This window comes from Listeria immobilis, from assembly GCF_014322765.1.
Classification (GTDB): Bacteria; Bacillota; Bacilli; order Lactobacillales; family Listeriaceae; genus Listeria; species Listeria immobilis.
In genome coordinates this window covers 26175-42201 of sequence record NZ_JAASTZ010000011.1, presented here as the reverse complement: position 1 = coordinate 42201, position 16027 = coordinate 26175, and the positions used below count along the sequence as shown (strand labels likewise).

Here is a 16027-nt window from a genome sequence, read left to right as displayed (position 1 = left end):
GTTGTACATACATGAATGTGCGGCAGTTTTTTCGTTTAAAACTAAAATAGACGGGAAAACTAATTTAGAAGGAGTGATTCAATTGACAGAATATACATATGACGTTGTCGTAATCGGAAGCGGAGCAAGTGGAACTACGGTTGCTTTTGAAACTAGGAGTAGAGGTTTAAGTGTAGCTATTGTAGAAGAACGTAGCTGGGGAGGAACTTGTGTACTTAGAGGATGCGATCCAAAAAAAGTACTTATTGGTGCTGCAGAAGCTACCAATTTTTCAAAACGATTACGTGGAAAAGGCATTAAACAAGCTGCAACAATAAGTTGGACTGAATTAATGGCTTTTAAAGAAACCTTTGTGGAAGATGTTCCAGAGCAGCGTTTGCGGAGTTTTCAAGATAGTGGAATCGAAACTTTCTTTGGGAAAGCAGCATTCCAATCAAATAATACATTACAAGTGGGAGAAGATATATTAAAAGCTAAAAATATTGTCCTAGCTACCGGAGCAGCACCAAATAAAATGAAAATACCAGGAAACGAATATATCCAAACAAGTGATGATTTCTTGTCTTTACAGGAACTCCCTGACAGTATCACTTTTATTGGCGGGGGTTATATTTCCTTTGAATTTGCCTCTATAGCTTTAGCTGCTGGAAAAGAGGTACATATAATTCATCACAATAGTAAACCTCTAAAAAAATTCGATCCTGATTTTGTTGCCGCGCTAGTTTCATTGATGAAAGAAGAAGGTGTTCATTTTCATTTTGATACAGATATTTCTAAAGTGGAGAAAAAAGCAGATACATTAGAAATTTCAGGTCCAAATTCCTTTTCTCTTCGAACAGATGTAATTATTGGAGCCACAGGAAGAGCGCCTAATATTGCGCATTTAAACCTAGAAAATGCACAGATTGAATATACTAGAAAAGGTATAAGTGTAAATAAAAACTTGCAAACTGTAAATAATCCACATATTTATGCTTGCGGAGATGTTGCTGCATCCAAAGGGGCAGCGCTTACCCCAGTTGTTAGCATGGAAGCAGCTATTGTAGCCGAAAATATTCTTGGTAAACAAGTTGCAATAGACTATCCAGCGATACCAAGTGTTGTTTTCACTAGCCCTAAACTATCAAGCATTGGTATTAGTATAGCAGAAGCACAAGAACAACCTGACAAATATGAAATAAAAAGCCATGACACAACAGAATGGTACACCTATAAACGAACTAATGAATCACTTGCACTTGCAAAAATAATAACCGATAAAAATACGCAGCAGGTAAAAGGTGCACATTTTCTAAGCGAAGAAGCAGATTATATGATTAACTATATGGCTCTCTTAATGAAAGCAAATCTTACATTAACCGATTTACAAACCGTTCTTTTTGCATATCCATCTCCAGCAAGTGATTTAACTGCTTTGAACTGAACGTCAAATATGGTATAGTGGGGGAGAAATTCGCATAAAAGGAGCAGAATAGATGGAACTTTGGATTATTGTCGGAATAGCAGCTTTCTTAATTTTTATCGCAGGAATTGTGATTTTATTCTTCCCAGCTAAACGAAAAATAGGCGCGATTATGACTAGCGCTGGAATGCTGTTATTAGTTGGTTCAATCATTGGTATTATTGTTAGTTTCTCACACTATCAGCAAGTCCAAAATGATGTGTTTAATTATTCTTCTGCTGGCTCTAATCAAACTGCCACAGAAACAAAAACCTATCAAATAAATTATGAAGATACCGCAGATAATTTTAAGAAAAAAATCAGCTCTGTTACAGTTGAAAAGAAAGAAACTTACTCAACTATTGAAGGGAAATCAGTTCCAGGTAATATTACGTTAGCTCTGGAAATTACGAATAATGCTGATAAAATACTGGAAACATACCCAAATCAAGGACAACTTGAGACTAATAAGATGGAAATAAACGGAGGAGATGCGGTATTATCGGAATTTGAGAAAACTGAAGTTCAGCCAGGAGAAACTGTCAAAGGAAAAATTGTTTTCCCAGTAGAAAAATTAGACAATGTTTCTGATATTACTTGGATTTCATATAGTTTTCTTAGTTACTTTAAAGATTCTTCCACACCACTTACAACAAAAACTGACAAAATAGAATTAAAATAAAAAAAGTCCATATCCTATCAAAAGGGTATGGACACTTTTTTATTCTGTTACATTCATAACTTCTTTTAAATATTCATCATAAGAAATTTCTTTGTTATAAAATTGGTCTTTAGATAAGTTAACGATACGTGTTGCAATTGTTTGTAGTAATTGATGGTCATGAGAAGCAAAGATTATCGCACCTTTGAAAGCTTCTAAGCCATTGTTTAACGCTGTGATAGATTCTAGATCCAAGTGATTAGTAGGTTCGTCCAAAAGAAGAACATTAGATCCCGATAGCATCATTTTTGATAACATACAACGCACTTTTTCGCCTCCAGATAGGACACGAACTTTCTTCAATACCTCATCTCCGCTAAATAACATACGCCCAAGAAAACCGCGTAAGAAAGCTTCACTGTCATCTTCAGGAGAGAATTGACGCAACCATTCCACAAGACTCATATCATTTTCTTCAAAGAACTCGGAGTTGTCTTTTGGGAAATAGCTTTGACTGGTTGTAATTCCCCATTTATAGCTGCCTTCATCTGGCTCCATTTCACCAGCAAGTATTTGAAATAATACTGTTTTCGCTACTTCATCATCACCAACTAAAGCCACTTTATCATTACGATTAATAGAGAAAGAAAGATTATCTAAAATTTTCACACCATCAATCGTTTTAGAAAGATTGGTTACTGTTAGAAGGTCGTTCCCAACTTCTCGTTCTGGTTTAAATTGAATGAAAGGGTAACGACGACTGGAAGGTTGAATGTCTTCAAGTGTAATTTTTTCTAACATTTTTTTACGGCTTGTTGCTTGTTTTGATTTAGATGCATTGGCACTAAAGCGAGCAATGAAGTCTTGTAATTCTTTCATTTTTTCTTCTTTTTTCTTATTACGATCGCCCATCATTGTTTGCGCCAATTGACTTGATTCATACCAGAAATCATAGTTACCAACATAAAGTTTAATTTTACTGAAATCTAGGTCGGCAATATGAGTACATACTTTATTTAAGAAGTGACGATCATGTGATACAACAATAACAGTATTATCAAAGTTGATTAAAAACTCTTCTAACCAGTGAATTGCTCGAATATCAAGGTGGTTAGTTGGTTCGTCCAATAGTAAAATATCAGGTTTACCAAATAATGCTTGGGCAAGAAGTACTTTTACTTTTTCTCCACCAGTTAAATCTTTCATTAATTTACCATGTAATTCTGTTGAAATACCTAAACCATTAAGTAAAACAGCTGCGTCTGATTCTGCTTCCCAACCGTCTAGCTCAGCGAATTCACCTTCTAGTTCAGCAGCCCGAATTCCGTCTGCATCACTAAAATCTTCTTTCATGTAAATGGCATTTTTTTCGTCCATAATTTTATATAGATGTTCATGCCCCATAATTACAGTATTCAAAACTAATTCTTCATCATATTGGAAATGATCTTGGCGAAGGACAGCAAGACGCTCACCAGAACCAATATGCACATTTCCGCTTTGTGAATCAAGCTCACCGGAAAGAACTTTTAGGAAAGTAGATTTTCCAGCTCCGTTTGCTCCGATAAGACCATAACAGTTACCCGGTAAAAATTTAATAGAAACATCTTCAAATAGCTTTTTATCGCCATAGCGTAAACCGACATTATTTACAGTTAACATTTTCTTCCTCCAATACTAAGTTGTTTTCTCTTAATTTCAGAAAAAACACAATTACTACTATTTTAACACGGTTAGTGATGCAAAGAAAGTATACACACATAAATAAATGTTATAATACTAGAATAAGGAGGGAAGTAGCATGAATTATCAACAAATGCTAGAAGAAAAAGTGGCTATTTGCTTAACTTTGCAAGGAGCTAAGGAAACATTTCCATTTGATAAAAAAATGCATGCGCTAACGCTTGGTGGCAAGATTTTTGCGCTTATTCATATGTATCATGGAGATTTATATGTTAGCCTAAAATGCCAACCAGAAAGAATAGACCAATTACGCGATGAGTATAACAGTATCAAACCTGGCTATCATCTAAATAAAAAACATTGGATTACATTAGTTATCAATGAACAATATGATGTGGAAGCAGAAATAGAATTTGCTTTAATCCAAAATAGTTATCAACTTATTTTTCAAAAACTTCCTAAAAAAGCACAAAATACCGTACGATTTTCTACTAATGACTAATAAAAGAAAAAATTCTTTACAAAAAACAAAGCCATGCTATAATAATGGTTGTACAATTAATTTCATAGACGTTACCACAGGGGGGGCTTCTTAGCTGAGATTGAATCCACATGTTTTTGGATTCTGACCCTTTGAACCTGTTCGTTAATACGAGCGTAGGGATTGTGGCGATTGCATTTCTAACAATAGAAACTGCTTTCTTCTGGGGTACGTTTTTGACCAAAAAGAAGAGGGGAGTTTATTTTTTATGCAAAACAAACGATTAATTATTTTACTGGAGTGTGCGATTTTTGCTGCAATTGCAATGGTATTAAGCTTTATTCCACTAGATATTGGATCAAGCTTTTCAATTTCACTAGGCATGATACCAATGTATGTGATTGCCATTCGTCGAGGTTTTTGGGCTGCGGGATTTGCCGGATTATTATGGGGGTTACTACATTTCTTAACTGGGAAAGCATATATTTTAATGCCATCACAAGCATTGATTGAATATGTTATCGCCTTTAGCTTTGTTGCTTTTAGTGGCGTATTTAGTAAGCAAGTCCGGAGTAATTTAGCAGCTGGAGAACTAAAAAAAGCCATACAGTGGGCATGGGGTACTATGATAATTGGTGGGGTTGCTAGATATTTCTGGCATTATGTTGCTGGTGTTTTATTTTGGGGTGCTTATGCTTTTAAAGGTTGGGGTGCTGCATTATTTTCGCTAGTAATGAACGGAGCTACTTGCCTGGCCACCGTAGCTGTTAGTGGAATAGTTATTACGATATTATTAAAAACGTCACCTAAGCTATTCTTGCCAAAATAAGGAACAGGTTTGTGAGCATTTGCTTGCAGACCTTTTTTTTACGAAAAATAAGTATGTTATAATAAAAGTTATACTATTAAGCAGTTTAATAACAATGCTCATTTTTACGATGAATAGCAGTTTAGCGCCAGCCACATACATATGTAGGAAAACACCTCATAAGCGACTTCTATTTGAGTGTATCACTTGTTTTTAACCTGTTTTTCTGTATTTTAAAGTTTCAATCATCCTAGTTAGGGAAAAGATTTATTGATTGCCAATTTTTTGGTAGTGGTAAAGAAAAAAATGGAGGTGTGTAAGCGTGTTAAAATTTGAACACGTAACGAAGACTTATAAAGGGGGCAAAAAAGCAGTTAATGATCTAACACTTAACATCGATAAAGGCGAATTTGTTTGTTTTATCGGTCCAAGTGGTTGTGGGAAAACAACAACAATGAAGATGATTAATAGGCTTATTGAACCTACAGAAGGAAAAATATTCATAAATGATAAAGACATCATGGCGGAAGATCCTGTTAAATTACGTCGTTCTATCGGTTATGTAATTCAACAAATTGGCTTGATGCCACATATGACGATTAGAGAAAATATCGTCCTCGTTCCAAAACTACTTAAATGGTCCGAAGAGAAAAAACAAGAACGTGCAAAAGAGTTAATTAAGTTGGTAGATTTACCAGAAGAATTTTTAGATCGCTACCCATATGAACTAAGTGGCGGACAACAACAACGTATTGGTGTACTTCGCGCACTTGCGGCAGAACAAAATTTAATTTTGATGGATGAGCCATTTGGGGCACTAGATCCAATTACACGTGATTCTTTGCAAGAAGAATTTAAAAACTTACAAAAAGAACTTGGAAAAACAATTATTTTTGTCACTCATGATATGGATGAAGCTATAAAACTAGCTGATCGTATCGTAATTATGAAAGCTGGAGAAATAGTGCAATTTGATACCCCAGACGAAATTTTACGTAATCCTGCTAATTCCTTTGTAGAAGACTTTATTGGGAAAGACCGTTTAATTGAAGCAAAACCGGATGTAACTCAAGTAGCACAAATTATGAATACAAATCCAGTTTCGATTACAGCAGATAAGTCCTTGCAAGCTGCAATTACAGTCATGAAAGAGAAACGCGTAGATACATTGCTTGTTGTAGATGAAGGAAATGTACTAAAAGGATTTATTGATGTGGAACAAATTGATTTAAATCGTCGCACAGCCACTTCAGTAGTAGATATTCTTGAGAAAAATGTCTTTTATGTTCATGAAGACACGTTGCTTCGCGATACAGTTCAACGGATTTTAAAACGTGGTTACAAGTATATTCCTGTAGTAGATAAAGAAAATCGACTAGTCGGTATTGTAACACGAGCTAGTTTAGTTGATATAGTCTATGATTCCATTTGGGGTTCATTTGACGCGGAATCAGTAAATCAGGAGGAACAACCGGATTCCGAAACGACAGAACCAGAAATGAAGCAGGAGGGATAAGCTATGGACGCTATTGTTACTTTTTTTCAAGAAAACGGCCATAACTTGCTCGTTCAAACATGGCAACATTTATTTATCTCTCTTTCTGCGGTGATTTTAGGTATCGCTGTTGCTGTTCCGACCGGGATTCTATTAACAAGATCTCCAAAAGTAGCAAATTTTGTTATTGGTATTGTTAGTGTACTTCAAACTGTACCATCGCTTGCTATTTTAGCGTTTATTATTCCGTTTCTTGGCGTAGGGACGCTGCCTGCAATTGTCGCATTGTTTATTTATGCCTTACTACCAATTTTACGTAATACCTTTATTGGCGTTCGAGGTGTAGATAAAAATTTGATTGAATCTGGGCGTGGTATGGGAATGACCAACTGGCAATTAATTATTAATGTCGAAATTCCCAACTCCATTTCCGTTATTATGGCCGGGATTCGTTTATCCGCTGTGTATGTTATTGCTTGGGCAACGCTTGCTTCTTATATTGGCGCAGGTGGATTAGGAGACTTTATTTTCAACGGATTAAATTTATATCGTCCTGATTTAATACTCGGTGGAGCTATCCCAGTTACTATTTTAGCCCTTTTAGTAGAATTCGCACTTGGAAAATTAGAGTATCGTTTAACACCTAAAGCCATCCGCGAAGCTCGGGAAGGGGGAGAATAACATGAAGAAAAAACTTATTGCTTTAGTGAGCGTTTTACTTATAACTAGTTCGCTCTTCTTATCAAGCTGTGCATTGCCTGGCCTTGGCGGAGGTTCCAAAGATACCATACGAATTGGTGCAATGGCCACCACAGAATCACAAATCGTATCAAATATTTTAAAAGAATTAATTGAACATGATACTGGCTTAAAAGTAGAAATTGTAAATAACCTAGGTTCCACCATCGTTCAACATCAAGCAATGCTAAATGGAGATGTTGATATTACTGCCACAAGATACACTGGAACAGATTTAGTTGGTCCACTTGGAGAAGAAGCTATTAAAGACCCAGATAAAGCCTTAGCAGCTGTCCAAAAAGGTTTTGAAGATCGTTTTCAACAGACTTGGTTTGATTCCTATGGTTTCGCTAATACTTATGTGTTTATGGTGCGTCAAGATACAGCAAAAAAATATAATTTATCTACCGTAAGTGATATGCGAAAAGTGGAAGACCAACTAACTGCTGGCGTTGATAACTCTTGGATGGAACGTGCTGGAGATGGTTATAAAGCTTTTTCTGATGCATATGACATCGAATTCAAAAAAATCTTTCCGATGCAAATTGGCTTAATTTATACAGCGCTAAAAAATAAACAAATGGATGTAGCGCTCGGTTATTCTACAGATGGTCGGATTCCAACTTACAACCTTAAATTATTGGAAGACGATAAAAAATTCTTTCCACCTTATGATGCTTCAGCGCTTGCAACAGATGAAATTTTAGAAAAACACCCTGAATTAAAATCTACTATAAATAAATTAAAAGGCAAAATTTCTACAGAACAAATGCAAAAACTTAACTATGCAGCGGATGGAGAACTCAAAGAACCATCTATTGTAGCAAAAGAGTTCCTAGAAAAAAATAATTACTTTGAAGGTGAAAACTAAGGAGGTGCCAAAAGATGGACACATTAAGCCAATTAATTGACTATTATCAAACAAATGGAAGTTATGTCATGGAAGAGTTCTGGCGGCATTTCTTAATGAGTGCTTACGGAGTTATTTTCGCAGCAATCGTAGCGATACCACTCGGAGTATATATTGCTAGGAAAAAACGTTTAGCTGGCTGGGTTATTCAAACGGCTAATATTATCCAAACGATTCCCGCACTGGCAATGCTTGCGGTATTAATGCTAGTCATGGGGCTAGGAACGAATACTGTTGTTTTATCCTTATTCCTATACTCTTTATTGCCAATTCTAAAAAACACCTACACAGGTATTAGAAATGTCGATGGGGCACTTCTTGAATCTGGTAAAGCAATGGGAATGACTAAATGGCAAGTTCTCCGGTTAATAGAAATGCCACTTGCATTATCTGTTATTATGGCAGGTATTCGAAACGCATTAGTCATCGCAATCGGTGTAGCTGCAATTGGAACATTCGTTGGAGCAGGCGGATTAGGTGATATTATCGTTCGGGGAACAAATGCCACGAATGGGACAGCGATTATCCTTGCTGGAGCTATCCCAACAGCATTTATGGCAATTTTAGCGGACCTCTTACTTGGTTGGCTGGAACGTAAATTAAATCCTGTGAAAAACAAACGAAAAACCCTAACAGAAGCCTTATAGTCATACTGAAAAACACAACCTATTATTTTTTAAAAGGTTGTGTTTTTTCATTTGACAAAGAATGTTTCCCGTAGTAAACTTTTTACCATAAACGAAAGAAGGTCAGGGAGCATGAAAAGAGAGAAAACAGAACGAACAAAAGAAAGCTGGAAAAAAGCACAGAATGCTCCCAGCTTGAGCGAAGTAAATAATTCCGTGAAAATACCAAAGGACGCGAAATTTTTCCGGAAATTACTAGCATTTATGGGTCCAGGAGCGCTTATTGCAGTAGGTTACGTAGATCCGGGAAACTGGGCGACATCAATTGCTGGGGGATCAGAATTTGGATATACGTTATTATCAGTTATTTTAATTTCTAATATTTTAGCTATTTTATTACAATCACTGGCATCAAAATTAGGTATTGTTACTGGACGAGATTTAGCACAAGCCTCTAGCGACAGCTTTTCTAAACCATTTGGATTTGTTTTATGGATTTTAGCCGAACTTGCGATTATTGCGACAGATGTTGCGGAGGTAATAGGGAGTGCAATTGCTCTTAACTTATTATTTGGTATTCCGTTAATTTGGGGCGTTTGTATTACAGCATTAGATATTTTTCTTGTCCTATTTTTGCAGCACAAAGGTTTTCGCTACATCGAAGTTATTGTCATTACCTTAATGGTCACCATTTTAGTTTGTTTTGGAGCGGAAATGATTATGTCCCATCCGGATGTACAAGCGATCGCCAAAGGATTTATTCCACAAACTGAAATCATAACCAATCCAGCGATACTTTATATTGCACTTGGTATTTTAGGTGCTACTGTTATGCCACATAATTTATATTTACATTCATCCATCGTGCAAACAAGACAGTACGATAGAACAAAAGAAGGGAAGAAGGAAGCGATTCGTTTTTCATTTATAGATTCTACTTTTTCTTTAACTATCGCTTTATTAATCAATGCTTCTATTTTAATTTTAGCTGCTGCTGCATTTTACACAACTGGTCAAAACAGTGTTGCAGGAATTGAAGATGCCTATAAATTATTAAATCCTACACTTGGAAGTAGTATTGCAAGTACTATTTTTGCGGTTGCTTTACTTGCTTCTGGTCAAAACTCAACCTTAACTGGTACATTAGCTGGTCAAATTGTTATGGAAGGTTTTTTAAATATTCGTTTAAAACCAGTAGTAAGACGTTTATTAACACGTGTTCTCGCAATTATTCCAGCCGTTATCATCACTGCACTTTATGGAGCAAATGGTATTAACGAACTTTTAATTTTTAGTCAAGTTATTCTTTCTATGCAATTATCTTTTGCCGTAATTCCACTTGTCATGTTTACTAGTGATAAAAAGAAAATGGGCGAATTTGTTAATCCACCTTGGTTAAAAATTATTTCTTGGGCAGTAGCAATTTTTATCGCCATCTTAAATATCTACTTATTATTTTATACTTTAACGTCTTTATAACGAGGAAAGAAGACAATAATTATATTATGTAAACTATTAAAAAACAATTTCTCATTTCTTTCCCTCGAAATTTTCATCTTTATGCTATATAATTAAGTTATATAATACTAATGGCGTAGTAAAGGTGTTGATTAAAGATGACGGATAAATTATTAAAACAACATAAACGACTTTTAGAACAGCAACATAAACTACCGTACACAATTAATTTGGACGGAGAAATCTTCTCAGTTGTTATTTATACAAAATTAAGTAAAGTGGCTGGTGTAACTGTTTTAAACGCAAACGAAGAACCGACAACAATAAAAGAAGCAGAAGCAGTAGTTAATCGCATCCAAAAATACAACTTTTATTTTGAATACTTAGGAAAACGCGCGCATGTTATTAAAGAACGTGATAGCGTTATTGCAGAAAAAATCGAACAAACCCAATTAATTTTAAATGATAATACCATTTTTGGAGAACCACTGCAAGCAACCGTTGACGAACTTAATTTAGCAATGGAAATATACAAACAACAACAACGAAAAATGGATATTTACCAAGAAGATATAACTTTGCTCAATGAAAAAATAAAAATGCAAGGCGAGATATTAGAGGAAGACTGGATATCTGCTGAAAATCTATCTATTTCATTTGCTAAAGCTGCTTATGCGCAAACTATCTATCTAGAGGCTACTCGAAAAAACCGAAAGCAATTAGCGAAATGGTTCCATCTTCATCAAAAAGCATTGCCTTCTGAAAAACAAAAATCCTTAAGCAAGATTATCTCTGTCTTAAGTGACACGAATGCAGGTCTTGTTTTCGATCAAATTATTTCACTTAAACCGCTCTTAGAAGAAGGTTTGATGCTTGATCATGAACAATCATTAACTCAACTTGCGGCTGAATTTAATAAGGAATTTGAAACACATTGTCGTTTCTACAAACCTAATATCAACAAAGTCAAAAATTTAATCCGACAATAAAAAAGAAGCTAAGCGAAAATTTCTCATTTTCCGCTTAGCTTCTTTTTTTATTTTATTAATCCTTGTTCTTGTAAAAATTCTTTCGCAACAGTATAAGCTGATTTTCCATTTACATTGACTTCATAATTCATTTTCCTCATTTGGTCGTCTGTAATTTTACCAGCAAGTTTGTTTAATGGTTTCCTAAGCTCTGGATACTCATTAAGTGTTTCTGTTAACAACAGCGGCGCACCTTGATAAGGAGGGAAGAGCTGCTGATCATCTTCTAGTACTTTTAATTTATATTGCGCTAATTCACTATCGGTTGAGTACGCATCAATTAAATTAATATCACCTGATTTAATGGCATTATAGCGTAATTTAGGTTCCATTGTTTTCAAATTAGGAAAAGTAAGACCATATTTTTCTTGAATACCTTTATATCCGTCCGAACGATCTTTAAATTCTAATGTGAAACCAGCTTTTACTTGATCTGTTACTGGCCCTAAATCAGATATTTTTTCTAATTTATGCTCCTTAGCAAACTCAGGGGAGACGGCTAAGGCATAAGTATTATTATATTTCATTGGTTTTAGATAAGCCATATCAAAATCTTTCGCTAAGCCGTCACGTGCTTGTTCATAGACTTGCTCCGGATTATGTGTTTTGGCATCTTCTTTTAAGAAAGTTTCCAAAACTGTACCAGTGAATTCCGGATAAATATCAATGTCTCCAGATTTTAAAGCATTAAATACAAAACTAGTTTTCCCCATATTTGGCTTAACGTTCACTTTTAAATCAGTCTCATCTTCAATCACAATTTTATACATATTAATCAAAATTTCTGGCTCAGCACCTAATTTACCAGCAATAGTAATTTCTTTTTTGTCAGAAGTTAGGTAAGGGACAACAATAATTGCTGCTGTTAGTAAAATCCCAGCAGAGATTGTAATTACAGTACTTCTAAATGATGCTTTTTCGAGGAAACGTAATAAAAAGTCAAATAAAATGGCTAGTAATGCCGCTGGAATGGCACCTAGTAAGATTAAACTGTTATCATTACGATCAATCCCAAGTAAGATTAAATCCCCCAAACCACCTGCACCAATTAATGCGGCGAGAGTAGCTGTTCCAATAATAAGCACCATCGCAGTACGAATACCTGCCATAATAACTGGCATTGCTAGAGGAAGTTGTACTTTGTATAATCTTTTCCATTTATTCATTCCCATAGCACGTGAAGCTTCCACAAGCGCTGGGTCAACTTCTTTAATTCCCGTATATGTATTCCTTAAAATAGGAAGTAGGGCATAAATAACTAGCGCAATAATCGCTGGAACAATACCAATACCAACAAGCGGTATTAATAAACCTAGTAATGCCAGTGAAGGAATCGTTTGGAAAATTGCAGCTACTTGAATAATTGGTTCAGCAAGTCGCTTATGTCTAGTTAAATAAATACCAAGAGGTAAAGCAATTAACACTGCAATAAAAAGCGAAACAAACGAAATTTGGATATGTTGCACCAAAGCAGTGAAAAGTTCATCTTTACGAACAGCAAAAGTATCTAATAATGTATTCATACTAATTCACCTGAACTTTCTATGTGGCGAGCTAAAAATTGCATGACATGTTTATTTGTAATCGTGCCTACAAAATTGCCAGATGCTTCATCTAGAACAGGGATAGACTCTTCCTCTGCCACACGACGTATTAAAGTCTCAACAGGTTCTTTTAAAGAAATACTTAGCGTGCCATCACTTGTTTGATAATTGTGGTATAAATCAGCTTCTACTAAATCGTTTACTATAAAACTACCTTCTAAAACAGGCGTTTTAAACACATGTCCAGATGCTAAGAAATCTTTCACAAAATCATTTTCTGGATTTTTAAGAATTTCTTGTGGGGTTGCAACTTGGACGATTTCTCCATCTTGCATTACACAAATTCGGTCACCGAGAGCAAGTGCTTCTTGCATATCATGTGTAACAAAGACAATCGTTTTTTTGATTTTCTTTTGAAGTGCCGAAATATCTTGTTGTAGTCGTTGTCTTGAAATTGGGTCTAGCGCACTAAAAGGTTCATCCATTAAAATAATTTCCGGATCAGCTGCGAGCGCGCGGACAACACCAACACGCTGTTGCTCTCCGCCTGAAAGTTCAGCAGGTTTGCGGTGTCGATAGGTCTCTGGATCAAGGCCAACGCTCTCTAACAGTTCAGTAATCCGATCACGAATTTTGTCCTTATCCCATTTTTTTAATTCTGGAACGATGGCAATATTTTCCTCAATTGTCATATGGGGGAAAAGGGCGATTTGTTGTAAGACATAACCAATATCCCAGCGAAGTTCATGAATATCATAATCACTAATTCTTTTTTCATTAATATAGATCGTTCCGGTTGTTAATGGAATCAATCGGTTAATCATTTTGAGTGTCGTTGTTTTCCCACAACCACTTGGACCGATGAAAACGAAAAATTCACCATCTTTTATGTCAAGTGTCACATTTTTCACTGCAGTTTTATCATTATTATAATTTTTAGACACACGATCAAAACGAATCATTTTTTCATCCCTTTCTTTGTTAGTAGAATATATGTTCTAAATTATAACGTTTTTACTTTTAAAGTACAAGAACATACCCTCCAATTACTCTAAATTTATTTAAATTATTCCTAATCTAATAAAAATCTCTGGAATTCTTTGTAAAAAAGTGGTTCCATGATAAAATAGAGGCAGTGATTTTTAAAACTACATCCATGAAAGGTTTGAAATAAATAATGAACAATATCCAAACAGAATTTCCGCATATAGCGATTAAATTAAATGAGCCATTATCTAAATATACGTATACGAAAACAGGTGGAAATGCCGATATATTTGTGATGCCAAAAACAATAGAAGAAACACAAGAAATTGTATCTTATTGTCACCAAAAAAAGATTCCTTTAACCATCCTTGGAAATGGCTCAAACTTAATCATAAAAGATGGTGGAATTCGTGGCGTAATCGTGCATCTTGACTTACTACAAACAATAGAAAGAAAAAATACTCAAATTATCGCGATGAGTGGAGCCAAATTAATTGATACGGCAAAGTTTGCCTTAGATGAAAGTTTAAGCGGACTGGAATTTGCTTGTGGAATTCCTGGGTCGATTGGTGGAGCATTACATATGAATGCTGGCGCGTATGGTGGTGAAATTAGCGATTGTTTAGAAGCTGCTACTGTATTAACTCCCTCTGGTAAACTAAAGAAATTGAAGCGCTCTGAATTAAAAGCTGCCTATCGTTTTAGTACAATTGCTGAAAAAAATTATATCGTTTTAGATGCTACTTTTTCCTTGCAATTAGAAGATAAAAATACTATTCAAGTTAAAATGGATGAACTTACAGCTGCAAGAGAGGCTAAACAACCGTTAGAATATCCTTCTTGTGGTAGTGTCTTTAAACGTCCGCCCGGTCATTTTGCTGGGAAATTAATTCAAGATAGTGGATTACAAGGTCATATTATAGGTGGAGCACAGGTTTCACTAAAACACGCTGGCTTTATTGTTAATATCGGTGGAGCAACTGCGACAGATTATATGAACCTAATAGCTTATGTTCAAAAAACCGTTCGCGAAAAATGGGATGTTGAACTTGAAACTGAAGTTAAAATTATTGGCGAAGATAAGTAGCCAAATCGAAAATAGGAGGTAATACATTTTTGAAAGAGCTGAGTTCTTTATTACAAAATAAGAGTGTCAAGCGTGTTGGAGTGTTTCTTTTAATCGCCTTTGTTTTATATCTACTCCGGAGTCAAATGAACATTATTTTATTAACATTTATATTCTCTTTCTTGATTACTCGTTTAGAGAACTTTATTCTACGGAGAATCTCGATTTATCGACAAATTATTGTTTTATTACTATATGCTCTCATTGCTGTTGTTATTGTGTTTGTATTTGTTAAATATATTCCAGTTTTAGGAGATCAAGTAAATCAATTAGTCAAATTTGTTAATAGTTTCTTTACTACTGAAAGCAATAATGACTTTATTAATTATATTGTTAGTTTAGCAAATCAATTTGATATTATGAAATACACAGAGCAGGGCGTATCAATTATTTTAACGTATTTAACTAATGTTGGAACTGTCCTTATGAACGTTTTTATTGCTTTGATGTTAAGTCTATTTTTCTCGCTAGGAAAAGATCACTTAATTTCTTTCACAAATCAGTTTTCCACAAGTAAAATTGGCTTTATTTACGATGAAGTGAAGTTTTTCGGAGCAAAATTTGTTGGGACTTTTGGAAAGGTGATTGAAGCTCAGTTTATTATTGCGCTAGTCAATGCAGTCTTAACAACTATTGCGCTTTGGATTCTTGGTTTCCCGCAATTAATGACTTTATCAATTATGGTCTTCTTACTTGGGCTAATTCCAGTTGCAGGGGTTATTATTTCTCTTGTGCCATTAACCATTATTGGCTACTCAATCGGTGGCGTAGAATACATTTTCTACATTTTAATCGTTGTAGTTATTATTCATGCTTTAGAATCTTATGTACTAAATCCAAAATTAATGTCAGCAAAAACTAATTTACCAGTATTTTATACGTTTATAATCTTGATTTTCGGAGAGCATTTCTTTGGAATCTGGGGTTTAATCGTTGGTATACCAGTCGTTATGTTCTTCTTAGATGTTTTAGGTGTAACAGGGCAAGAAGAAATAGAACAGCCAAAAGACACCATCAGTCATACTTAATTCGTACGGGGGT

General features: G+C 35.1%; 15 protein-coding genes and 1 riboswitch. Of the genes, 12 read left to right on the top strand and 3 right to left on the bottom strand.

Annotated elements, in window-relative coordinates:
* The first annotated feature begins 82 nt into the window (after positions 1-82).
* Both HCJ50_RS09635 and HCJ50_RS09630 read left to right on the top strand, forming a co-directional pair.
* Positions 83-1423 (top strand): dihydrolipoyl dehydrogenase family protein, encoded by a 1341-nt coding sequence (locus HCJ50_RS09635; RefSeq protein ID WP_185348141.1) that lies wholly within the window; start codon positions 83-85, stop codon positions 1421-1423.
* Between the two features lie 52 nt (positions 1424-1475).
* Positions 1476-2123, top strand: coding sequence for a hypothetical protein (locus tag HCJ50_RS09630; protein ID WP_185348139.1), 648 nt, complete (start codon positions 1476-1478; stop codon positions 2121-2123).
* A 39-nt stretch (positions 2124-2162) separates the two neighbouring features.
* Here the strand turns inward: HCJ50_RS09630 and HCJ50_RS09625 are convergent, their stop codons facing one another.
* Positions 2163-3764: an ABC-F family ATP-binding cassette domain-containing protein gene (locus HCJ50_RS09625; protein WP_185348137.1), complete on the bottom strand. Its 1602-nt coding sequence runs from the start codon at positions 3762-3764 to the stop codon at positions 2163-2165.
* Between the two features lie 139 nt (positions 3765-3903).
* On the opposite strand from HCJ50_RS09625, the gene HCJ50_RS09620 reads away from it, so the two are divergent.
* From HCJ50_RS09620 to HCJ50_RS09585, 8 genes are all read left to right on the top strand, one after another.
* Positions 3904-4287: an MmcQ/YjbR family DNA-binding protein gene (locus HCJ50_RS09620; RefSeq protein WP_185348127.1), complete on the top strand. Its 384-nt coding sequence runs from the start codon at positions 3904-3906 to the stop codon at positions 4285-4287.
* Positions 4288-4356: 69 nt separating this feature from the next.
* Positions 4357-4467: riboswitch (TPP riboswitch) on the top strand.
* A 67-nt stretch (positions 4468-4534) separates the two neighbouring features.
* A complete protein-coding gene (gene thiT, locus HCJ50_RS09615; protein WP_185348125.1) occupies positions 4535-5095 on the top strand; it encodes an energy-coupled thiamine transporter ThiT in 561 nt (186 codons plus the stop codon).
* 301 nt (positions 5096-5396) lie between these two features.
* Positions 5397-6590: a betaine/proline/choline family ABC transporter ATP-binding protein gene (locus tag HCJ50_RS09610; RefSeq protein WP_185348123.1), complete on the top strand. Its 1194-nt coding sequence runs from the start codon at positions 5397-5399 to the stop codon at positions 6588-6590.
* 3 nt (positions 6591-6593) lie between these two features.
* A complete protein-coding gene (locus tag HCJ50_RS09605) occupies positions 6594-7250 on the top strand; it encodes an ABC transporter permease (protein WP_185348121.1) in 657 nt (218 codons plus the stop codon).
* A gap of 1 nt (position 7251) precedes the next feature.
* Entirely contained in the window at positions 7252-8178 is a 927-nt protein-coding gene (locus HCJ50_RS09600) for an osmoprotectant ABC transporter substrate-binding protein (protein ID WP_185348119.1), read from the top strand.
* Positions 8179-8192: 14 nt separating this feature from the next.
* The gene (locus HCJ50_RS09595; protein ID WP_185348117.1) at positions 8193-8864 is read left to right on the top strand and encodes an ABC transporter permease; all 672 of its coding nucleotides are present in this window, start codon (positions 8193-8195) and stop codon (positions 8862-8864) included.
* Between the two features lie 111 nt (positions 8865-8975).
* A complete protein-coding gene (locus tag HCJ50_RS09590) occupies positions 8976-10322 on the top strand; it encodes an Nramp family divalent metal transporter (protein WP_185348115.1) in 1347 nt (448 codons plus the stop codon).
* Between the two features lie 137 nt (positions 10323-10459).
* Positions 10460-11290, top strand: a complete 831-nt coding sequence (locus HCJ50_RS09585) for a hypothetical protein (RefSeq protein WP_185348113.1) — start codon at positions 10460-10462, stop codon at positions 11288-11290.
* 47 nt (positions 11291-11337) lie between these two features.
* Here HCJ50_RS09585 and HCJ50_RS09580 read toward each other — a convergent pair whose 3' ends face one another.
* Together HCJ50_RS09580 and HCJ50_RS09575 are read right to left on the bottom strand one after the other, a co-directional pair.
* On the bottom strand, positions 11338-12852 hold the full coding sequence (locus HCJ50_RS09580; RefSeq protein ID WP_185348111.1) for an ABC transporter permease/substrate-binding protein: 1515 nt from the start codon (positions 12850-12852) through the stop codon (positions 11338-11340).
* Positions 12849-13835 carry an ABC transporter ATP-binding protein gene (locus HCJ50_RS09575; protein WP_185348109.1) on the bottom strand — a complete coding sequence of 329 codons (987 nt, stop codon included), beginning with the start codon at positions 13833-13835 and terminating at the stop codon, positions 12849-12851. The genes HCJ50_RS09580 and HCJ50_RS09575 overlap by 4 nt, the downstream gene beginning before the upstream one ends.
* A gap of 215 nt (positions 13836-14050) precedes the next feature.
* Here HCJ50_RS09575 and murB point away from each other — a divergent pair, with 215 nt between their 5' ends.
* Positions 14051-14947: a UDP-N-acetylmuramate dehydrogenase gene (gene murB / locus HCJ50_RS09570; protein WP_185348107.1), complete on the top strand. Its 897-nt coding sequence runs from the start codon at positions 14051-14053 to the stop codon at positions 14945-14947.
* A 29-nt stretch (positions 14948-14976) separates the two neighbouring features.
* Entirely contained in the window at positions 14977-16014 is a 1038-nt protein-coding gene (locus HCJ50_RS09565) for an AI-2E family transporter (protein ID WP_185348105.1), read from the top strand.
* Positions 16015-16027 lie beyond the last annotated feature (13 nt).